The organism is Paenibacillus sp. BAC0078, from assembly GCF_054483875.1.
Genome location: NZ_JBTLRW010000010.1, coordinates 37,593 through 59,006 on the forward strand (window position 1 = coordinate 37,593; position 21,414 = coordinate 59,006).

Annotated in this window: 15 protein-coding genes; all 15 read right to left on the reverse strand. The window is 52.3% G+C overall.

Annotated features, from left to right (window positions below; genetic code table 11):
* Positions 1 to 78: 78 nt before the first annotated feature.
* The 15 genes from ACX1DY_RS18835 to ACX1DY_RS18905 all read right to left on the reverse strand — a co-directional run bounded on the left by ACX1DY_RS18835 (position 79) and on the right by ACX1DY_RS18905 (position 21,267).
* Entirely contained in the window at positions 79 to 1,287 is a 1,209-nt protein-coding gene (locus ACX1DY_RS18835; protein ID WP_458965741.1) for a VWA domain-containing protein, read from the reverse strand.
* Complete coding sequence (locus ACX1DY_RS18840) at positions 1,288 to 3,633, reverse strand: DUF5682 family protein (protein ID WP_458965742.1); 2,346 nt, start codon at positions 3,631 to 3,633, stop codon at positions 1,288 to 1,290. It abuts the gene before it with no gap.
* Positions 3,630 to 4,733 carry an AAA family ATPase gene (locus ACX1DY_RS18845; RefSeq protein ID WP_458965743.1) on the reverse strand — a complete coding sequence of 368 codons (1,104 nt, stop codon included), beginning with the start codon at positions 4,731 to 4,733 and terminating at the stop codon, positions 3,630 to 3,632. The genes ACX1DY_RS18840 and ACX1DY_RS18845 overlap by 4 nt, the downstream gene beginning before the upstream one ends.
* Before the next feature lie 104 nt (positions 4,734 to 4,837).
* Entirely contained in the window at positions 4,838 to 6,673 is a 1,836-nt protein-coding gene (locus tag ACX1DY_RS18850; RefSeq protein ID WP_458965744.1) for a HEAT repeat domain-containing protein, read from the reverse strand.
* Between the two features lie 39 nt (positions 6,674 to 6,712).
* Positions 6,713 to 8,152, reverse strand: coding sequence for an SWIM zinc finger family protein (locus tag ACX1DY_RS18855; protein ID WP_458965745.1), 1,440 nt, complete (start codon positions 8,150 to 8,152; stop codon positions 6,713 to 6,715).
* 274 nt (positions 8,153 to 8,426) lie between these two features.
* The gene (locus ACX1DY_RS18860) at positions 8,427 to 9,029 is read right to left on the reverse strand and encodes a response regulator (RefSeq protein ID WP_458965746.1); all 603 of its coding nucleotides are present in this window, start codon (positions 9,027 to 9,029) and stop codon (positions 8,427 to 8,429) included.
* Positions 9,026 to 10,171: a sensor histidine kinase gene (locus ACX1DY_RS18865; RefSeq protein WP_458965925.1), complete on the reverse strand. Its 1,146-nt coding sequence runs from the start codon at positions 10,169 to 10,171 to the stop codon at positions 9,026 to 9,028. The genes ACX1DY_RS18860 and ACX1DY_RS18865 overlap by 4 nt, the downstream gene beginning before the upstream one ends.
* Positions 10,172 to 10,531: 360 nt before the next feature.
* Complete coding sequence (gene desA, locus ACX1DY_RS18870) at positions 10,532 to 11,596, reverse strand: Delta(5) desaturase DesA (protein WP_458965747.1); 1,065 nt, start codon at positions 11,594 to 11,596, stop codon at positions 10,532 to 10,534.
* 126 nt (positions 11,597 to 11,722) lie between these two features.
* Positions 11,723 to 12,931, reverse strand: coding sequence for an MFS transporter (locus tag ACX1DY_RS18875; protein ID WP_458965748.1), 1,209 nt, complete (start codon positions 12,929 to 12,931; stop codon positions 11,723 to 11,725).
* 221 nt (positions 12,932 to 13,152) lie between these two features.
* Positions 13,153 to 14,751, reverse strand: a complete 1,599-nt coding sequence (locus ACX1DY_RS18880; protein WP_458965749.1) for a response regulator — start codon at positions 14,749 to 14,751, stop codon at positions 13,153 to 13,155.
* Between the two features lie 18 nt (positions 14,752 to 14,769).
* Positions 14,770 to 16,137: an ABC transporter substrate-binding protein gene (locus ACX1DY_RS18885; protein ID WP_458965750.1), complete on the reverse strand. Its 1,368-nt coding sequence runs from the start codon at positions 16,135 to 16,137 to the stop codon at positions 14,770 to 14,772.
* Between the two features lie 14 nt (positions 16,138 to 16,151).
* Positions 16,152 to 17,876, reverse strand: coding sequence for a sensor histidine kinase (locus ACX1DY_RS18890; protein ID WP_458965926.1), 1,725 nt, complete (start codon positions 17,874 to 17,876; stop codon positions 16,152 to 16,154).
* 114 nt (positions 17,877 to 17,990) lie between these two features.
* Entirely contained in the window at positions 17,991 to 18,854 is an 864-nt protein-coding gene (locus ACX1DY_RS18895) for a carbohydrate ABC transporter permease (protein ID WP_458965751.1), read from the reverse strand.
* Positions 18,851 to 19,804 (reverse strand): carbohydrate ABC transporter permease, encoded by a 954-nt coding sequence (locus ACX1DY_RS18900; protein WP_458965752.1) that lies wholly within the window; start codon positions 19,802 to 19,804, stop codon positions 18,851 to 18,853. The genes ACX1DY_RS18895 and ACX1DY_RS18900 overlap by 4 nt, the downstream gene beginning before the upstream one ends.
* Before the next feature lie 104 nt (positions 19,805 to 19,908).
* Positions 19,909 to 21,267 (reverse strand): extracellular solute-binding protein, encoded by a 1,359-nt coding sequence (locus ACX1DY_RS18905; RefSeq protein WP_458965753.1) that lies wholly within the window; start codon positions 21,265 to 21,267, stop codon positions 19,909 to 19,911.
* Positions 21,268 to 21,414 lie beyond the last annotated feature (147 nt).

Genomic DNA, 21,414 nt, shown 5'->3' on the forward strand with positions numbered 1-21,414 from the left:
AATAACCGATTATAAATGATATATGCAGCTTACACAATATGTGATTGTAAAGTATATGTTTCCATAGGCAGAAATGACTTAAGAGGCTCCCAGACGTTTGGCCAATTCGCCAAGATCCTGGCCTTTGAGTGCACCTTCCACGAGTGCGGGCAGCAGAGCCGGAGTACAGGCAAAGCAAGGTGTGCCGTCACGTGTAAGCTGCGCAGCCAAACGCTCGTCGTAGGAAGGCTTGCCTTCATCCGACAAGGCCAGCAGCGTCATCGTGCGGACGCCAGACTCGCGCAGCTCACGCATCCGGCGCACCAGCCCGGCCTGGTTGCCGTTCTCATACAGATCCGACACAATAATGAACAAAGTCTTCTTCGGCTCTTCAATGAACTGCTCGCAATACTTCACCGATTTGTGTATATCCGTTCCGCCGCCAAGCTGGATGCCAAACAGCATATCCACGGGATCGTTGGCGCACTGCTCCGTCAAATCCACCACCTCGGTATCAAAAACCACTACACGGGTATTCAGTGCCGGGATGCTGGCGAAGATGGAGCCGATAACCGAAGCCCAGATGATGGAGCTTGCCATCGAGCCGCTCTGGTCAATATCTACAATAACGGTCCATTCCTTGCTCCGGCGGGCCCGGTCAAAATAAAAAAACCGTTCGGGGATCAAAATCCGCCGCTCCTGATCATAGTGCTTCAGGTTCCGCTGAATCGTCAGCTTCCAATCCAGCCCGCTGAGCGAAGGCAGCGGCGAATGCTGGCGCTTGTTCAGCGCCCCGGTAACCGCACGACGGATATCTGTTTCCAGCAGCTTGACCAGATCGTCAACCAGCGCCTTGACGAGCAATCTTGCCGTATCTTTGGTTTTCTCCGGGATCTTGCCCTTCAGAGACAAAAGCGTGCCCACGAGCTGGATATCCGGCTTCACGGCAGCCAGCAGCTCCGGCTCAAAAAGAAGCTGCTTCCAGCCCCTCCGCTCCATCGCATCGCTCTGGATGATCGACACCACATCCTCCGGGAAATAGCTGCGCACATCTCCGAGCCATTTGGAGAGATGCAAGGCGGCATGCCCCGTTCCGGCGCCTTTGCCTCTGCCGGAGGAAGACCCTGTCCCGCCGCCACCGTCTGTATCATCATAAATGGCGGCAAGCGCCGCATCCATAATCAATTCCTCATCAGTCAGGCTAAGCTGGCCGCCTTCGCCATAGGCTGACAATGCTTGTTCTGCTTCCTGGCCCAGAATGAGCCGCCAACGGGCAACTGTGCTCTCCTGCTTGTTCTCATTCACCATCTAAAAATCCCCGAAGTCAAAATCATTCAAATCGTCCAACATCTTGGCTTCATCCTCCTTCAGTTCTCCGGTGAGAATCTCAGCCGCCTGCTCGACATCCACACCCCACAGCTCGCCCAGCAGCTCAGAGATCATCGTCTTCTCGCGCGGCGAAAAGGTGCTGAATGCCCGCCGCAGGAACACCAGCGCCCGCTTGAATTCCTCATCCTCCAGAGCGTTGATGTAATCATTAAGCTGTTCCCAGAGGCTCATCCGGGACAGCAGTCCATAGCGGTTACGCATGGACAGTCCTTCGAACCATCCCGCACCGAGATCGGCGGGAATACCAGGCGACAAACGACGCGAGACCTCGGAGGCGACGTCTGCCGCCGAGATGGCGCCGCGTTCCATCAGTATCGCACAGGCAAAACCGGACAGACGCGGATTCCGGTCATCCCGCTCCGCGAGATGCAGCAGCTCTTGCAGCCATAATGCTTCATCCACCGTCTCGCTGTGCTCCAGCGAGATCACGTTAAGCTCATTCATGGCAATAAGCATTTTGCCGGCGGCTTCATCATTGCAGCTGCTGGCATCCAGCAGGAACAGACAGCCGCGCCGGAACATCTCCTCCATGAGCGGCACAAGCGGGGCGGTGTCTACCTTGCGGATGTCGCCGAACCCGATGATCGTTGCCAGCTCACGGGCGGCTGCCGCAATCCCGACAACGTCGCGGCTGTCAACTGCGAGACTCTGCAGCACCCGGCTGCTCTCCTCCATCTGCGCAGTCATGCCGCACTCACAGGCCAGCCGGATAAGCGCCGAGGCTTCGGCAATGGAGCGGCATTCCTGCAGCTTCTCGCGCAGCACATAAGCAGCCGCCACTTCAACGGTTTCACCGAGCAAGGTCGATTCCACGACCTGAATCTCCACCTCGGGCGACCACTGGATGATCCAGTACTCAGCCCATGTGGCTCCTTCCTGCCCGCTGGGCCTGTTCTTGGCAAAAGAGATGCCGAGCAGGCCCAGCCGGTGGAACAGAATGGAGCGGTGCAAATCCAAATAAGCCGCCTCCTGGCTGGAGACTCTGCGGTTCTCTCTAAGGTCGAGCGACAGCTCGCTGGCTACAGTCGTTTTGTATTTCTCCAGCTTATAGCGCTTCAGCAGCCGGTTCAAATCATCCTGGATTGGCGTCTGGCTGACGCCATCGGCAAGGTTGCCGATGGCTGTGCCGACATCCACTCTTGCCAGTCCATCGGCGACGGCCGACAGTTCGCCGTGCCCAAGCAGCGTCTGCGCGGCATCGCGCAAATCGCGCAGCGTAGGCGCACTCCCGTCGTGCAGCGCGGCCAGCGACTCCGCCAGCCGCACCGCCTCGATCACCTCGGCGGTGGAGCGGTGTGTACCGCCGCTGCGCACATGGCGGGCCACCGTAGACAGATAGAGATGCGGCAGCTCCTCAGGCCGTCCGGCCGTCATCGTCTCCCACATCATCTCAAAATAATGCGGCGCTCCGTTACCCGCGCCATAACCCGACATCGTGGACAGCTTGTAGTAAGAGTATGGCATCAGCGTCAGCTTGGTGCTGCGCGAAGGCAGCCCCGCCAGCTCGGAATCAGTCATGGCCTCAGTTAAGTCGGCAAGTGCTGACGCATGATAGGCGCCGCAGATAACCACAATCTTCTGCGGATCATGTCCGGCGGCAATAGTCTTCTGGATCTGCCGCCGCATGTAGGCTTCGCGCAGCGCATTATACGAATGCTCCTTCGGCTGCTCAAGCTGTTCCTTGCCTTCCGACAGCTCGCGCATCTGGGCGGAGAAGGAAAGAATCGCCGCCCGGTACGCTCCGGTATTTGCGTTATGCTCGAAATTACGCTCCCAGTACATATCATAATCATGTTCTCCGGCAAGCCGGGCAATCCGGCTGTAGATGGACTCCGGTTCCTGAATGTCTTCACTTGCAGGTTCACCGGATTCAACTGCCTCAGGCTTCGTTCCCCTCCCGGAGATTTCTTCCCGTCTCATGGCATCCTGTAGACTTAGGGTAACCGAGGAAGGAAGATCAATAAATGCCGCTTCGGCCCCGTTCTCTTTCGCCCATTTCATGCCCTGATACTCCGGGGAATAGACGGCAAAAGGCCACAGGACGGTTCGTACCGGCAATTCCTCGGTGAAGGCTAGAATCGCCACCGGAGGTTTCGTCACCTCATGCGTCAAATGACGGATCTCACCGGTCGCATCGCTAGGGCCTTCAATAAGCACTGCGGTCGGCTGAAGCTCATTCAGGTAATCCAGTACATGCTTCGCGCCGCCCGGAGACAAATGCCGCACCCCGAAAATATGTACCCCGGCTTCAGCAGTCACCTTCACTCGTTCATCTCCTTACAGGCCTGATACAGGCCGCGCCATTCCGCTCCTTTTTTCTTCATTACATTATCAAGGTATTCCTTCCAGACCAGCTTATCCTTATCATCATCCTTGACAATGGCCCCCTGGAGTCCGGCAGCAAGGTCGCTGTTGGTTAGCTCACCATCACCGAAGCTAGCCGCAAGCGCCATGCTGTTCGTCAAGAGTGAAATGGCCTCTGCGGTGGAGATGACTCCGGTCGGTGTTTTCACCTTTTCCTTCTTGTCCAGCGTCATGCCGCTGCGCAGCTCGCGGAAGATCGTAACTACCTTAAGCAGCGCTTCGTCAGCCGGAACGGCAGCCTGCAGCTCATAGGAGGACGCGATTTCCGCGACTCTCTTCTTCACAATCGACAGCTCTGTTTCGATATCTGACGGCGCGGGCAGCACAATGATGTTGAAGCGACGCTTCAATGCCGCTGACATTTCATTGACCCCACGGTCCCGAGTATTGGCTGTGGCAATAATGGAGAAGCCTTTGCGCGCTCCGGCCTCCTTGCCCAGCTCAGGTACGGAGATCGTCTTCTCCGACAGAATGGAGATCAGCGCATCCTGCACCTCTGAGGCGCAGCGGGAGATTTCTTCGAAGCGGGCGATCCCGCCATCCTCCATCGCACGCATAATCGGGCTTTTGACCAGCGCTTCCGGGGTAGGGCCGTTTGCCAGCAGCATGGCATAGTTCCAGGAATAGCGCACATGCTCTTCGCTTGTCCCGGCAGTTCCCTGCACAACCAGCCCGGAGTTGCCGTAGATCGCCGCAGCCAGATTCTCAGACAGCCAAGATTTGGCCGTCCCCGGCTCGCCGATCAGCAGCAACGCCCGGTCTGTGACCAGCGTAGCCACAGCCATCTCAATCAGACGCGTATTGCCGATATATTTCGGCGTGATCACCGTTTTGCCCGCCTTGCCTCCGGCAATGAAGGTCAGCACTGCGCGCGGAGACATCTGCCAGCCTGCGGGGATTTTTCCGGTATCCTCCTTCTTCAGCGCTTCCAGCTCTTCACGATACAATATCTCTGCCGGCAGCCGCATATAGTCTTGAAGCTGCTCTTGTTTCGTTGACATGGACACCTCTCCTTTAAACTGTTTGAATTATGCAGAACTTTCTGCCCTTTTTATATTTTCTTTAGTTCAACTGATCCATTTTCAAGAGCTTCATTAACCAGCCGCTACATTTTGCTCCGCAGATGGATAATCAAGTGCTCAAGCTGCCTATGGCTTTCATATCTGTATTTCGGAAGCAGCGCTTCTATGCGGCTGATGTAGTCAGGCGGGAAACGCAGCATCTGATTAAGCAGATAGTAATCGAACATATAAGGATTAAATGACTTGTCATTCTCCAGGACATCTATCAGCAGCTCCTGGCGCTGAGCTTCTGTCATACCCGAACGTTCCAGCCCGATAAAGATATGACTAATAGCATCATGGCTACGCCGTTTGTTCTGTTCCTGAAGCTTGTTCAGCAAATAGCTGCGCACTCCTTCATGACCGGGGCGGGCAAAGGCGCACACCAGATCCAGCGAATTGCGTTCAATGAACCAGTCCAGCCAGTGCGGGTCCCATTTCGCGGCAATGGTCTCCGCTGGCAGCATTTCATGTGCATAATACTCCCTCTCGCTTAGCTCCCAGCTCGCCTCATAGACAACTCTCTCCACGTTCACAATTTGCCGTTCGATCGTTTCCAGAAGCTGCTGGGCACGCTGCACCGCATTCTTGGTTAGCTTGGATTTCAGCTTGTTCACCATCGTGCCGCCGAACTCTTTATACAGGTCTGCAGGTGTCAAAAGCTGCTGTGCTGCCCGGAAATAATTCGGCAAATAGCGGGAATTCAGCTTCTCCAGCTCCTGCAGCTCCGCAAGTGCCGGCTCGGACGAAGCCAGTTCCTTGTATAGCGCCGCCCGATCAATCAGCGGCATCCAGCCAAGTGAAGAGAAGCGGTGATATTCCTTGATGACATAGCTATAAATTTCATCAAGCTGTGAATTCCGCTCCTCATAGAGTGCTGTCAGGAAAGGCTGAATTCCATCCCAGACGGACTCTGTTTTCTTCTTGTCCCCATTCTCCACCGGAGCTTCGCGCAGCTCCTCCATAAATAGAGTGGACAGCCTTGCACCTAGCTCTGCGGAGGGCCACTTGGCTAAAGCATCCGCCACCAGCGCCCGATCCTTCTTCGCGGTAAAAGCTTCGATCAGCCGCTCCCCGCCCTGCAGCGAGCCGCCTGCCGCCAATGCCGCAAACGCCGCCTCGCGGATCACCTTTTTCTTATCCGTGGTCCACTCAAGCAGATCTGAGGTGTACTCTTCATGCCCGCCAAGGCATTCGATCGCCGCTACCCGGATATCGTCACTGCCGCTTTCGGCGGCTTTGAAGATTTCACCCAGCAATCCGTCCCCGCCTACCTTGCCGATCACCTTCAGCTTGCGAACCTCGCTTCGGCCGCCGGCCGGATTAAAGGTATCCAGCAAATAATCGGCGATAGCCGGGCCATAAGAAGGGAGAATCTCCGTCATGGCAAAATCGGCAATTTCCGAATAGGGATCGCTTAACGCCGCAATTGCCAGCGGAAGCAACCGCAAATCCTGAAATATCCCTTCCTTAAAGGCATCAACAACAATCTCATGTCTGCCGCCCCCGGTTGTAGTTAGGGCCTGCCGCACTGCGGCCAGCTTTCTGTAAGGCAGCTTAGTTTCCAGGGCAAAGCTCCGGGTCCGCAAAGCTCCGGGAGTCCCGTCAGAAGTGCTAACCCCCTGTGTATAGAGCACAGATTCCAGCAGCAGGGTCAACTCCTGCAACTGCACGGCCGGGGCAGGCTCCTGCCCTCCTGCGGGTTCGAGCAGGGAAGCGATGCCTTCGCCAAGCCGTTTAAAGACAGCGGCCCGCTCTCCAAGCTGCTGAAACTGCGGAAGCAGCCGTTTCAGGCGGAAGTCTCCGGCGGCCAGGTCACTGCCGGCAATATATAGCCTTCTGACCTCTTGATGAAGCTCTTGCAATAATGCTGTACTCATGGGCTATCCCCCTATAGATATATATAAGAACGGAATATTTTAATACAATAGCCGGGTGATCTCGCCGTCTTTAATGACGGTTAGCGGCTGGGCTACCAGACGTCCCTGATCCAGACGGTGCTCGAACATTACCAGGATATAACTGTCAGCCAGCGATGAAGCAGGCAGGAAAGGCAGCAGATTCACAGTGCCTTGGGGCAGGGATGGAATATCCTCAAGTACCAGAGAGCTGCCAGACTCATCCGTGATCACATACTGCCCGCTCTCCGTTACACCCAGGCTGGCTGCATGCAGCAGCAGCACAGGCGTTTTGTCACCAAGCGGATTCTTTAATTGATTTTTGACCTTCTTGACAGCTTCTGCGTAGGAGCGGTGTGCTCTTTCCGATACAAGGGCTAAGTCATCTGCTGAGACAGCTCTGCTCGTCATCTCCTCATAGCGGACCCTGGCATTCATATCACCTGGATACTTGTACAGCATAGGAATCCGGGCAATTTCAAAAAAGCTGTCTTCCTCCCGCATCAGCTTAGCCGCTTTGTAAGGGCGATAGGTCACTGTCCGGTGAATCTCGCCGTTTGCAGGCTCTATCCAGTAACCCAAATCCACGTACTCCTGCCGGGCGAGATCATCATAGCTGTAGAAGGCCAGTTGAAGCAGCTCCGCTGCTTCCTTCACCAGCCCGTATTCCTTCAGCTCGGACAATTGCCAGGCATGTCCAAGCCATTCATCAATTGTAGATTCATGATCCAGCGCCAGCTCCGGATCCTCTGCTCTGGCGGTCAGATAGACCCGGCCTTTCTTGATAAAAGCATGAAGCCGGGTCAACTGCTCCATGGCATATGTATAATTCTCTTCAAGGTCCTGCCCGCCCCCAAGCAGCAGCGCAAGCCGGCGCAGTTCAATCTGCGCTCCGGACAAATAATAGTTGCCGAGCTGCTTCACATGCTCTTGAATCATCTTGAGCGTCTTACTGTCAATGGTGGACAATCCGCCGCGGATCAAGGACAGCACCAGCTTTTCCAGCAGATCCAGTCCTTCGAGCTGTGCGGTGATTTTTTTCTTGAGCGCGGATTTATTGACCTTCTTCGGCTTGCTCCCCCCGCCTTCGGCTGCCTGCTTCGCCTTGTTCTCCTCCCGCTTCTCCGCCTTCTCGCGTTTGGAAGCTATATCCTCCGGCACAGGTGCAGGTGTGAATGTCTGTCCTTCTGTATAAGCATAGAGCAGACCTAAAGCGTGCTTGCAGGGAAATTGACGGCTGGGACAGGTGCAGCGGAAAACGGGATTCTCCGGCACAATGAAGTCCACAGAACATTCATAAGGGGTTTTACCGCTGCCGGCGCACTGTCCGAAGAGCAATTCACTGTTCTCAGAAATATGCAGCTGTATGAAGCTCTTCTTGCGCACCAGTCCCATACCGTTCTTGATAGCGGCGGCGTTGGGTGCGAGTGAATCAACATAGGATGATGTGAGTTCAGGCAAATGGGTTTCCTCCCGACTGGATTAAGTGGCTGAACAGCCAGAATAATTGTGCGTTGCTGAAACATGTTCTGTCATTGCCATAATCAGGGATAAGAGCACATGTTTGCATTCATCATAGCAAAAATGCTTGCCGGTTCCAATCCTGAGCACCGATTCATGGGAAAAATAGTCATATTGTCCCAGATCGCATTAGGACTACAGAGTATAGCCGCAAGTAAAAAAAGGACTCCTAAGAGTCCCCTGATTCGGGTTTTATCCAACTTTCCGCGAAAACCTATTTAAACCAGCCCTTTTCTTTGAACCTGGTAATGGCTTCAATCCGGTTGCCCACATCCAGCTTGTCGAGAATGACGGAAATGTAGTTGCGGACCGTTCCGGTTGTAATGTATAGCTGGCTGGCGATCTCCTTGGTGTTTTTGCCGTCGGCGATCAGGCCCAGCACCTCCTTCTCCCGCTGTGTCAGGGGATTGGATTCGCTGCTGTAAGCCTCGTCCATAAGCTCGGGGGCATACAGCCGTTTGCCGGCCATCACGCTGCGGATCGAAAGCGCCAGCTCCTCGCTCGGACTATCCTTGAGCAAATAGGCATCCACACCGGTTTTGACGGCGCGCTCGAAATACCCGGCCCGGGCAAAGGTGGTCAGAATCATGATTTTACAGCCCGAATCCTTCAGCGCTTCCGCCGCTTCAAGACCGCTCATCGCCGGCATTTCAATATCCATGATGCAAATATCCGGCTTGTGCTGCTGCACCAGCTTCACGGCCTCCTCGCCGTTCCCGGCCCGGCCCACCACCTTCATGTCATCCTCCAGATCAAGCAGGGAAGCCAGTGCCCCCAGCAGCATGCGCTGATCTTCAGCGATTACAATTCTGATCATTGTCCCTCTACCTCCAGTTCAGCCTGCATAAAAACATTGGGCACCTTAATAACAATCGTTGTCCCTTCATGGGCCACAATGTCCATACTGCCGTTAACAAATTCAAGCCGTTCTCTCATTCCCTGCAGTCCATGTCCTTTATTGTAATGATTCGCCGCCCCAAAGCCAGCTCCGTTGTCATGCACCCTGATAACCAGATCGGTGCGGGATGGCTCAATAAGGACCCGGCAGAGAGTGGCGCCGCTGTGCTTCACCACATTCGTTACGGCTTCCTTAAGACACATGCTGAGCACATTCTCGGTAATTAGTGAGGTATTGGTCAGCTTCGGATTGCCTTCGAGCTGAAATTCAATCTCCGCCGCCTGCAGAAACTGCTGAATCCGAATCAGTTCGTCTTCGAACCGGATACCCCGCATCTGCGTAACCATCTCCCGGACCTCCTTGAGCGCGCTTCTGGCCGTCTGGCGGACATCGTTGATCTCAATAATCGCCTGCGCCGGGTTTTTATGGATTAATTTGCCGGCGAGATCGCTTTTGAGTCCGATCAGGGACAGCTTCTGCCCCAAGGTGTCGTGAAGATCACGTGCGATCCGGTGGCGTTCTTCCATTTTGACTAGCTCGGAAATCCGTTTATTGGCATCCTCAAGCTGGCCCTGCAGCTTATCCTGGTTGTTGCGGTTATACGTCGTCGCAGGCAGCAGCACCACAGCGATCATACTGACCAGAACGAACGGAAGCTGCGCGATAAATACGGGATTGCCAGTGATCAGCTCATAGTTGATCGCCACAATCGTCGTCAGCAAATGAATGGAATAGAAGGTGAAGAACCCGGCCCGCTTCTGGATATTCCCGATAAAAAAAGCCAGGAACAGCGCAAAATACATATATCCGAACAGCAGAGTCATCGTAATCGAGACGAGAATCTGCACACTGGTCCAGAAATAGACCACCCACCCCTTAGACTTGAACGAAAGCACATAACAGGTGAAAAATATCGCTACCATGAACACGCCATATATCCACTGGTTCTGGTCAACAGAGGAGAAGCGGAAGATGAAATAGAACGGCAGAATGTAAAAAACGACCCATACATAAGGGCTGAGGCCAGTGCTTTTATGGAAAATGTGATGCCACTTCTGCATGTCAGCCATCCTTTTTGCCTGCAAGTTTGTACCCCCATTCTAGCATAAACCCGATGGCAACAGGCAATATGCGGCAAAAAAGAGAAAGAGCAGCACCGGCTTTCGCTTTTTCCGGTTACTGCCTTCCTCTATCTGCATAAATTGAACTTGAAAAATAACCAAAAAGGGCAAAGTGACGGAGGGGAAGTTTGGAACTGTAGGAGCGAACGCGTCCGCCTTTGTCTGCGGATTTCCACCGCGAAGAGCGGTATAAATCAAGAAATCTGCAGACAACAGCGGCCGGAAGTCCAAACATTCCCCGCAGTCACGACCAAAACCCGAAAATGGAAATATCTCAAGTTCAGTTTATCCGCTTCCCATCTATTCGCTCTGCAATCCCGGCTTGATTCTCTTCAAGCCTTCGGCCTGCTGTTTGCTCTGCCGTTTTCTGGCTCTGAGCTCCTTGAAGCTGACAAACATTTTGTTCTCCTCATCCCACAGACGGAAACGCAGCGCCTTCAGACTTGTAGCAATCGTAATGGTTGTGGCATGCTGCAGCGGTGGCGAGGCGTCGTGAGCCCGCTCCAGGTTGTAGTTCGGCACCTTCGGGCTTAAATGATGAACATGATGGAAGCCGATGTTGCCGGTAATCCACTGCAGCAGCTTCGGCAGCTTGTAGTAAGAGCTTCCTTCCACAGCGGCGGAGACATAGCTCCATTCCGCATCATGCTCAAAGTAGGTATCCTCGAATTGATGCTGCACATAGAACAGCCAGATTCCGAGAAAGCCGGAAAGGAATACAATGGGGAGCTGAACCAGCAGAAAAGCCTGCCAGCCGATGGCCCAAATCAACAGGCCGTAAAGTGCCGCAATCAAAACATTGGTTAGATAGGTGTTCATCCGTTCCTTGCGTTTTGCACCTCTGGCATTAAAGCGGTATAGAATCACAAATACAGCAATCGGACCAACCACAAACAGGGTTAGCGGATGGCGGTAGATCCGGTAGTACAAGCGTTTCCAGGGATTCGCAGCCGCATATTCATCGGTAGTCATGATCCAGATATCGCCGATTCCTCTTTTATCGAGATTGCTGCTCCCGGCATGGTGAATTGAATGGCTATGCTTCCACTGGCGGTAAGGCACAAGCGTTAATACGCCTGTAATCGTCCCGAGGATATCATTGGACTTGCGGCTTTTGAAGAATGAGCCATGACAGCAATCGTGGAAAATAATAAAGGTGCGGATCACAAACCCCGCCGCAGGAACCGCTAACAGGAGTGTCAGCCCATAGGATACGGAAAGGCTGAAATATGCGGCTGTCCACAACAGCACCAGCGGCAATAGTGTGTTCGCGAGTTGTCTGATGCTCGAACCCCGGTCTGTTTGCTCGTAGGGGGCCATGCTTTTTTTCAAGCTGGATAGCTGGGACGTCTGGTTGGTCGTCATCTTGCTCGTTTCCTCCTCGGATGCATCCGGTTAAGGATACATTCATCTAACATCATTATAGAGAAGGAAATGTCACCCCGGTAAGACATAAACATCAACGATTCAGCATGACATTTGTCACATTCATTAGGAGGACATCTGCCGTACAGACCTCTTGTCCTTCTTTCGGATCATCGGCAGCAGAACCAGCATAGCGATCAGGAACAGCACTCCGCTTCCGGCAAATACCGTGAACAGCGAGGAGGCTTCCTTCAAATACCCTGCAATAGACATGCCGATGACCATAAAGCCCATAAACAATGGTCCCATGATACCGCCAACCCGCCCCATATAAGCACTCCCCGTATTTTGCATAAGCAGCGTATTGATGCCAATGTGTATGCAGGGATAAAAGAATCCGGTCAGCGTCTGAAGCACAATGGTCAGCGCAACATGGTGTGACCAGCCTACACCTATGGTTCCCGCGGCACTGGCGAGCAAGCCAGCAGCGAGCATGATTTGCGGCTTCACCTTGCGGCCGGCCGCCATGATCAGCGCACCTCCGACCAGCATGGAAGCCCCATTCGCCATCATTACCCATTGCAGGAACCCGCTATCCTTGCCCAGATTCTCAATGATGACAAACACCCCAAGCGGTTGAATCAATCCGGCCGCCAGCCCTGCGAAGGCAAACGCTGCTCCCAGATTCTTCAATACACTGCTGGAACGCACATACCGCAGTCCGGCTGCCACTTCAGCAATAATTCCGCTTCGCACAACTTCGCCGTTCTCGATTGCGTCCTTAGGCAGCAGGCTGAGAATCAGCGCCGAGCCGGTAAACATTGCCGCCATAATGACCAGAGAGACCTCAATCCCGTAATGCTGATAAATATAAGCCCCCACCACCGGACCAATCACCATAAAGAATGCTGTCAGCGACTGGAACATCGCCATCACGCGCTGAAGCTGATCTTCCGGCACATGCTGTTTGAAGAGCTTCATCGCCGAAGGCTGCGAGAACTGTGACAGAACGGCAGATGCAAACGTAGCCAGCAGTAGAACTCTCCATGCCCCCCCCGCTACCACAAGCAGAACAACCAGGACGGACACCGCTGAGAGCCCATCGCTTAAAATCATCGTTCTTTTCGGCCTCCATCGGTCGGCAAAGGTCCCCCCGATAATCGCAAACAGAAAGATCGGGGCATATTCAACCACCGAAATCAGGGATACATAAAACGGGTCATTATTTGTTATTTCTGTTACATACAGCAGAATGGCAAAATTGCGTACCCAAACACCAAGCTGCAGCAATACTCTGGACAAAACAATCGTCCTCACATACCGGTTCTTCAGCACTTCAATACCCCTCCATAAAAATAAACAAATTATATATACGTCTATTAATATATAGACATTCAGTTATTTTGTCTACATTTAATTAAACAAACATCTAATTTGTTTACTTTTTACGCTCCGATCTGGACGCAAAAAATCCTTTATGCCAAGCGCCGGAAACTTAACTGGACGCTTCACATAAAGGATAGGTTGTGATTACTCGTGCTTATTGGCGGCAAAGGCTAGTTTGCCTGCTGGGCATGCTCCTCGCGGTATTCCGTCGGCGTTTTACCGGTTGCTTTTTTGAACACCTGGGTAAAGTAGCGCGGGTCCTGATAGCCGACCAGTGGTGCTACCTGATAGACCTTTACATTGCTGCTGCTCAGAATATATTTGGCCTTCTCCATCCGGCAGTGGGTCACGAACTCCAGGAAGGTATAGCCGGAGATTTGCTTGAACAGTGTACAGAAATGGCTGATGCTCAGATCGGCCACCTCCGCGACCTCTTCGATGCTGAGATCCTTGTGGTAGTTGGCCTCGATATACCGTTTGGACTTCTCAACCACACTCCGGCCATCCTCACGGGAGGTTGTCTTGCTGCTCACCAGCATCCACTCACGGAATTCGATCTTCAACGCGGCTATCATGGAGGCTAGCGTACCCAGCCCGTGCATTCTGCTGAGCAGACCTTCCAGTGACCAGTCCGAGTGCATATTCAAGTGCTCGAATTGTCTGTACAGTACAACGATCATTTCAATAATCAGCCGTTCAGCCAGCTCCTGCGGAAGACTCTGGGCTTCAATAAAAGCGGCCATTTCATCGAACAGACCGAGCATCCGCTCCAGATTCAAGGTACGGATACTCTCGATCAGCGCAAGCTCCAGCTCCTTGGGGTACTTCACCTCCCGGCTGCCGGTCACCGTTGTCTCCTCATCAATGAACACTCCCGCCTGACCGGAGTAGAAGCGCTGATACAGGGCCTTGCTGGCGAGCGGGTACACCGTGCTCAATTGGTTAATCCCCCGTGTACTGCGGCTGATTCCGACCGAGCAGTTCAGCTTGGAATATCTTTTGATGCCGGCAATCAGTTGCTCGCCAAGTTCTCTTTTACCGCCGCCAAGACTCCCGGGAAAAAGCAGAATCCACTCTCCATTATAGAAAGGGAATACGGAGAGTACTCCATTCTCAAGCGACCATTCTTCCAGGATATTGCGCACCGCGAACAGCCAGAGCCGTTTCTCCTCCGCACTCCACTGTGCCGTCAGTTCCGAGTAGTCGTCCAGACGGACTACCGCCATGAAATATTCGCCCTCCAGCTCGCTGTTCTCCAGCCATTTCAAGTGCTGCAGCGGCCGCGGATTGCCTTGGGTAAACTCGGCGAGCATCCGCTCCCGGGCCAGCATGGATAAGGTCTGCACCGAAAGCAGCATCTGTTCATTCTCTTTCTGGCGATCGAGCTTCGCTTTGGCCCGGGTCAGCATTTCCGTCAATTCATCATGATCAATCGGCTTCAGCAGATAATCAAAAGCACCCTGCCGCAGCGCCTCCCGGGCATATTCAAATTCCCCATAACCGCTGATAAAAATAAAAATCAGGCGGCTACTCCGGGGCAGCACCTCCTTCATCAGCGCAATACCGTCAATAACCGGCATGCGGATGTCGCTGATGATAATCTGCGGCGAAGTCTCTTCAATCAAACGCTGCGCCATTTCCCCGTTTCTCGCTTCACCAACAATCGTCAGGCCCAGTTCCTCCCATGGAATAGCTACCTTCAAACTGCGCAGTATAATCGGCTCATCATCCACCAGCAATACTTTGTATTTCTCATGTTGCGCACACATCAGGGCAACCCCCCAGGCTTATTGAATGGTCGAGCTTTGAATCAAGTTCCAGTACTGCTTCGATGCGGATTGCAGCTGCTTCAGCGCCTGATCCGCCTGCAAACCTCCATCAATCATCTCTTCAATGACACTCAGGAATGTTTTCTTGACTTCCGGCGACATCAGATTGTCATACGGCACGAAGCTCATCTGGTTGTCTTCCATGATCCCCATGACCTGGGCAAATACCGGTCCCGTCTTCTTCGGATCAAAGGGAATCCGCATGGATGGAATTCTTAAGCCTTCATAGACAATCCGCGTCTGTATTTCCTTGGTATAAAATCCCTTGAGCAGCGCAAGCGCCGCTTCCCGCTTAGCTCCGCTCAGACTTGAGGAGAGCCCGATCCCAATCGTATACCCTCCCGCCATTGAAGGCTCTTCTCCGCTCTTTAGGGCAGGGAAGGGAATCACACCGACCTGATTCTGAAAATCAACAGGGGCTGTGTCTCCTGAGAACAGATTAATGTCCCAGTTCCCGTTAAGATACATGGCGGCTTTTCCGCTAGTGAACAGCATGACTGCATTCTCCGTTGACAGATCATTCGATGAAGGACTGAATGCCCCTTCGGATATCCACTTATTGAGATGCTTAAAGGCCTCCGTATACGCGCTGTTCTGAAAGCTGGCTCCATCCTTCCCGGTGACCAGCTTCTGGATCAGATCGGGCCCGGCATAGCGGTCCATTAAATAATGGGCGAATATTCCGGCAGGCCAGCGGTCCTCATTGCCAAGTGCAAAGGGAATGTAGCCCGCCTGCTTCAATTGCAGAATCGCCTGATCCAGCTCTTCGACCGTCTCAGGAACTTTAATGCCCAGCTTGTTGAAGATGACTTTGTTAAAATACAGCGGCTCTGCATTCCCTTCGATGGGCAGCCCGTAAATATGATTGTTAAACGTCCATAGATGAAGGTCCTTGAACTGATTCTTCAGGCCGTTCTCCTCAGTGAACTCCGTCAAATCCATGAGCCGGTTGGAACGCACATAAGGCTCGATCTCCGCACCCCCGAAGAGCACAAACATATCCGGCGGCGTTCCTGTAACCATCTCGCTTTTGAGCTTTTGCTCGCGGTGGATGGTCTGGTCCAGGCCTTCAAAATTCACTTTTACATTGGGATGTGCCTTCTGATACTCCTTCACAACCTCCTCGAAGATCGCCAGCAGCGGCCGGTCATGCTCCTTGATCCAGAAATGGCGGAAGGTCAGCGTTATTTTCTCCTCCGTGTTGTTCTCAATCGGTTCTCTGCCCCCTTGCAGAATATAAAACACCGCGCCTGACATCAGCATAATGTAAAGGAATATCCAGCCCCATTTACTTAGCCACCTTACGGCCCTTTGCTTCTTTTTCATCCTGCGTCCTCCTGTCATGGCTGAATTTTCGGTATACGGATGCAGATTGTCGAACCGAAGCCCGGGGATGAACAGACTATAATGCCATAGGGATTGCCAAACCGGATTTTCAGGCGCTCATGCACGTTCTTCAGGCCTACGCCGCTGTCGCTGTATTTCTTCGGATTGCTCGGTTCCTTGTCCCACAGACTGGTCAGGGTTGCAAGATCAAAGCCTGGCCCGTTATCCTTGACGATAATGATGATATCCTTCCCGGTTTCCTCGGCTTCAATGGTAATCACACCGTGCTCTTCCATCTGTTCAATGGCGTGGTATAAAGCGTTCTCTACAATCGGCTGCACGATCAGCTTCTGTGTCCTTAGATTCTTTAGCGAATCGGGAAGCTTCAGCGCATAGGAGAACTTGTCTTCAAAACGGAACTTCTGTATATCGAGATAATGGCGAACATGCTCAAACTCCATTTGCAGCGGAATCAGCTCCTGATTCTGGCTGATGCTGATGCGCAGCAGCCTGCCGAGCGAGACAACCATTTTGCTGATATCCTTATTGCCCGCCAGCACTGCCATAGAGTTGATCGACTCCAGCGAGTTATAGATAAAATGCGGATTAATCTGCGCCATGAGCGCCTGCATTTCTGCTTCCTTTTTACGGCCCTGCTCCGTCTGCACCTGACCGATCAGCTCGCTGATCTGTGAGCTCATCCGGTTGAAGCCGTCAATCAGCGAATCGCTTTCATCATCAGCATGCAGCGGCATCGAAATCGGCGTGAAGATCCCCTGCTTAACCCGCTTCATCCCATTCACCGCGCTGTTAATGCTGCGCACAAGCCTTCGCACGAAATAATGGTCGAAGAAAAAGGCGGACACCAGGGAAATAGTACCCAGGATAAGCGCGATGTTGCGGATCGACGCCGACTCCGAAGAAATCAGATTCATCGGTGTAATAGCCGCCAAATACCAGTCCGAATTATGTGAAGGCAGGAAAGTAATCAGAGATTTCTCCCCTTGATAGTAGTCAATGTAATAGTCCTTCTCCTGGGTATAATTAACTTGTAAAAAAGGAAAATCCGTGCGCTGCCCGATGTGTTCACCCGATTTGTCAAAGACGATATTTCCCTGTTTATTGACAAGCAGTATATCCCCCTTCTTCAGCGTATTGGCTTCCCAGAAAATTTGATCAAGCAAATCCGGCTTTACGTACACTACCAGATACCCGATATCCTCCAGCGAATAATAATCCTTAATGATTCTGGCCTGCACCAGCACCGGGTTGCCGGAGGATTCGGAGCCGTTCTCCCCGGGACCGGACCAGACGGGACGCCCTTCGGCGCTCTCCATTGCCCCGTACCAGACCTGCTTGCGCATATCCGCAAAAGACATGGGAGCATTATATTGATACAGCAGACGGTCCTTGCCGTAAAGACTGAATGAGGTAATCATCGGATGATTGATCAGCAGGTTGTTGATCTCCTGCTTGCGGTCATAGGTCAGCACAAAATCCGGCTGCTTCAGAGACTGCTGAATCGCCGGCTGCGTGATGGCCGAATTGGTTATGGATGAAATTTCACTAAGCGCAAACTTCAGCTTGCGGTCTGTTTCGAGAAGCGAGATCCAATAGAAATTACTGGATTTCTTCTCCATAGCATTGGAAAAATTAACATAAGTAACGCTGCCCATCACAATGACGGGGATGAACACGAGAAGAATAATAGCGAACAAAATTTTGCGGCGGAGCTTCATATGGCCGTTCCCTTCCTCCTGCTGTCCTATGTCCTTATTATTCTTCACGGCAATCCCAATTTCCTTTTACAACCATTTAAATTGCAGCCATCTACAGAAATGAATTACAGTAAATCAGCTCTTAACCGCACCGGAGGTGAGTCCGGCAATAACCCAGCGGCTGAAGAGCAGGAAGACAATGAGCAGCGGCAGAGTCGCTGTAAAGGTAGCGGACATGATCATTCCATAATCCAGACCGTCACGGTTGGAGAACAACTGCTGGAGCGCAATCTGGATCGTAAAATGCTCCTTGTTCTTCAGAACGACAAGCGGCCAGAAGAAATCATTCCATACGGTCATGAAATTCAGAATGCCGAGCGTAGCCATAGCCGGGGTAATGACCGGAATCGCAATGTTCCAAAAGATGCGGAAATGTCCCCCGCCGTCGATCCGGCCCGCTTCAATGAGCTCCGTGTGCACCGCTGTGGAGATGTATTGGCGCATCCAGAAGATCCCGAAGGCATTCACCATCGCCGGCACAATCAGCGCCTGGAAGCTATCAATCCAGTGCAGCTTCGCCATAATGACATAGGTCGGCAGTACACCAAGCTGCTGCGGAACGAACAGGGTGCCAATAACGAAATAGAACAGCACATTTTTGAGCGGAAAGTCATATTTGGCAAACGCATACCCGGCCAGCGTGCAGAAGAACACAACCGAGATCGTCACCATCGACGCAACAAACAAGGAGTTGCCCAGCGCCTGGAAGAAATCCGCCTTATCCAGCACACGCTTGAAGTTATTAACGAACTGGTCTCCTATGGTCAGCAGCGGCGGCACATGAAAGACAGCGCCCTTATCATTGGTACCTACAACAAACATCCAATAGAACGGGAACACGGACACCAGCGCTCCGATAATCATTAGAACATAGAACCAGATTTTGCCGAAAAGGCCGAGATCGTCCGGTTTCTTTTTCGTCATTCGCAGTGTGCTCACGCTTTTCTCCCTCCTGTATCTCCGCCCATACGGCTTGAGGCCAGCATATTAAGCAAGGAGAAAATAATCGTAACGAGGAACAGCAGAACTGCCGTAGCCGCCGCCGTACCAAAGAATCCATTGCGGAACGCTTCGCTGTACAGGTAAGTAACCATTGTAATCCCTTCCTGCCGTGTCGAGCCGGTTCCGGATTGGCCCAGGAATACATATGGCTCGGTGAAGAGCTGCAGGGCACCAATCGTTGAGAGCAGGGTAACAAAAACAATAAACGGACGCAGCAGCGGCATTGTAATAAAAGTAAACTGCTGTCTTCTGTTCGCTCCGTCGATGCGGGCCGCTTCATACAGATCCGTCGGTATGCTCTGCAGACCGGAAAGGAAGATAATCGCGTTATAGCCCGTCCAGCGCCACATGACCATCGTGGAAATGGCGATTTTGACACCCCACCAGCCCGAGTTGAAAGCCATGCTGTCCAGGCCGAGGCCGTTCAGCATCCAGTTGATCATCCCGTTGTTTCCGAACAATGTGCTGAACACGAGGGTAACAGCAACGATAGAGGTGATGTTCGGCATGAAATAGAGAATGCGGAACGTTTTCTTGAACTTGGTCATGCCGGAATGCAGCAGCACCGCAAGCAGCAAGGCCAGAATAAGCTGCGGCACGGTTCCCATGAGGCCCATAATGAGCGTGTTGGAGAAGGAGATCCAGAAGGTTGGATCACTCGTCACCAGATCATAGTTCTTCAAGCCGACGTATTTCATGGGACCCAGCGCATCCCATTTGAAGAAGGATAAATAAATTGTGAAGAAAATCGGGTACAGTCCGAATATCGAGAACAGAATAAAGAACGGAGAAATAAAGGTATAAGCAGTAATGCGGCTCCGTCTTTGTTCAGTTAAAAATGGGCGTTTGCTCTCGGCATGCGGACTCACGAGTACGGGTTCAGCCATGTCACACCTCCAAGGAAAATTACATTTTTAAATCCGGATTCATAGAGGGTGCTTCCCTCCATGAATCCGGACGATCATGAAAACCAAAACCTTAATTGAAGGACTTAGCCGCGTTCTGCCAAAGTCTTCGCCTGTTTAACAGCTTCATCCCACTCTTTGGCCGGATCGGCTTTCTTCTCCAGCACGTTTTTCAGTGCATTTTTGAAGAAGGTATCAGTCTGGTCATGCAGAGGACCATAGTATACAGGTTTTACGCGGTTTGCCGATTTACCGAATTCAACTGCAGTCTGCTGACCGCCGAAGAAATCATCCTTGAAGTCCTTAAATGCCGGATCTTCATACAGCGCAGGAATGGAAGGCATCAGACCTTTGGTCTTGAACGATTCAAGCTGGTTGTCTTTGTTAACCATCCATTGGATGAAGTCATAAGCTTCCTTAGGATGCTTGCCTTCCTTCGGCAGGGTGATGAACGAACCGCCCCAGTTGCCGGCGCCTTCAGGAAGCTGGGCAATTTTCCACTTGCCGGAGGAATCCGGCGCATTGCTCTTAATGTTACCGGCCATCCAGGCAGGTCCCATAATAACTGCGAACAGACCGTCGCTCATGCCTTGACCCCACTCAGGAGACCACAGCATAACATTGCTGATCCAGCCTTCTTGAATTCCTTTTACCGTGAAATCATAAGCTTTTTTGACCTGAGGATTCTTGTCGCCGATAAATGAGCCATCCGCTTTGCTGAAATAAATTTCATCAGCGGATTGGTCACGCAAAGCGTTATAAGTCAGATCTGTCAGATCGACAAATGGCTTGCCGATTTTGTCCTTGTAAGCTTTGGCTACAGCGGCGAATTTATCCCAGGTATCAATGGCTTTGCCGAAGCCGTCCGGGTCATCCGGCAGTCCGGCAGCTTTGGCCAAGTCTGTGCGGTAGTATACAACTGTAGGACCAATATCGGTCGGCAAGCCCAATTGGAAGCTGCCATCCTTCGAAGAAGCCTGCTTCCACTTCCAGTCCAGATAGTTGGCCTGAATATCCTTGGCGCCGTAGTCATTCAAGTTATAGAATTTGTCCTGAGCGCCAATAAAGCGTTCCATGAAACCGATTTCAAGTTGGAAAATATCAGGTGCGCCCGAACCGGCCGACAAAGCTGTCGTGAGGTTGTTGTGGTGCGCTGTCTGGTCACCGGTGTTCTGAATCTTAATTGTAATGTTCGGGTGCTGTTTGGTGTACTCCTTCGCCAGATCTTCGTAGTTGACGTTACCGAGCGTCCAGAAGGAGAGCTCAATCTTCTCAGCAGGGTCTGCAGCCTTTTCAGTAGCAGGAGCGTTTGAGCTTTTTGCGTTGTTACCCGAATTATCTTTCGCTGTGTTGTTCGCGGCGTTGTTGTTGCCTCCGCATCCCGCCAGTGAACCGACGAGCAGAACGGCAGCAAGCGTCACCGCTAGGTTCTTTGCTTTTTTCATTCTCTGTACCCCTCTCAAAAGTTTCTCTTACAAAACTTAGTGTACAGTAGGCAATCTATTTTTTTGAGGAGGTAAACTTCCGATTTATGGTGGAAATACTTACGAAAGGGGATTTTTACAGTTTGACCAGCATACGTTGAGGATTCT

Coding starts and splice junctions, on each gene's coding strand:
- ACX1DY_RS18835 (WP_458965741.1), bottom strand. CDS start 1,287: ATGGTGAATGAGAACAAGCAGGAGAGCACAGTTGCCCGTTGGCGGCTC.
- ACX1DY_RS18845 (WP_458965743.1), bottom strand. CDS start 4,733: ATGTCAACGAAACAAGAGCAGCTTCAAGACTATATGCGGCTGCCGGCA.
- ACX1DY_RS18850 (WP_458965744.1), bottom strand. CDS start 6,673: ATGAGTACAGCATTATTGCAAGAGCTTCATCAAGAGGTCAGAAGGCTA.
- ACX1DY_RS18860 (WP_458965746.1), bottom strand. CDS start 9,029: ATGATCAGAATTGTAATCGCTGAAGATCAGCGCATGCTGCTGGGGGCA.
- ACX1DY_RS18865 (WP_458965925.1), bottom strand. CDS start 10,171: ATGCAGAAGTGGCATCACATTTTCCATAAAAGCACTGGCCTCAGCCCT.
- desA (WP_458965747.1), bottom strand. CDS start 11,596: ATGACGACCAACCAGACGTCCCAGCTATCCAGCTTGAAAAAAAGCATG.
- ACX1DY_RS18880 (WP_458965749.1), bottom strand. CDS start 14,751: ATGTGTGCGCAACATGAGAAATACAAAGTATTGCTGGTGGATGATGAG.
- ACX1DY_RS18885 (WP_458965750.1), bottom strand. CDS start 16,137: ATGAAAAAGAAGCAAAGGGCCGTAAGGTGGCTAAGTAAATGGGGCTGG.
- ACX1DY_RS18890 (WP_458965926.1), bottom strand. CDS start 17,876: ATGAAGCTCCGCCGCAAAATTTTGTTCGCTATTATTCTTCTCGTGTTC.
- ACX1DY_RS18900 (WP_458965752.1), bottom strand. CDS start 19,804: ATGGCTGAACCCGTACTCGTGAGTCCGCATGCCGAGAGCAAACGCCCA.
- ACX1DY_RS18905 (WP_458965753.1), bottom strand. CDS start 21,267: ATGAAAAAAGCAAAGAACCTAGCGGTGACGCTTGCTGCCGTTCTGCTC.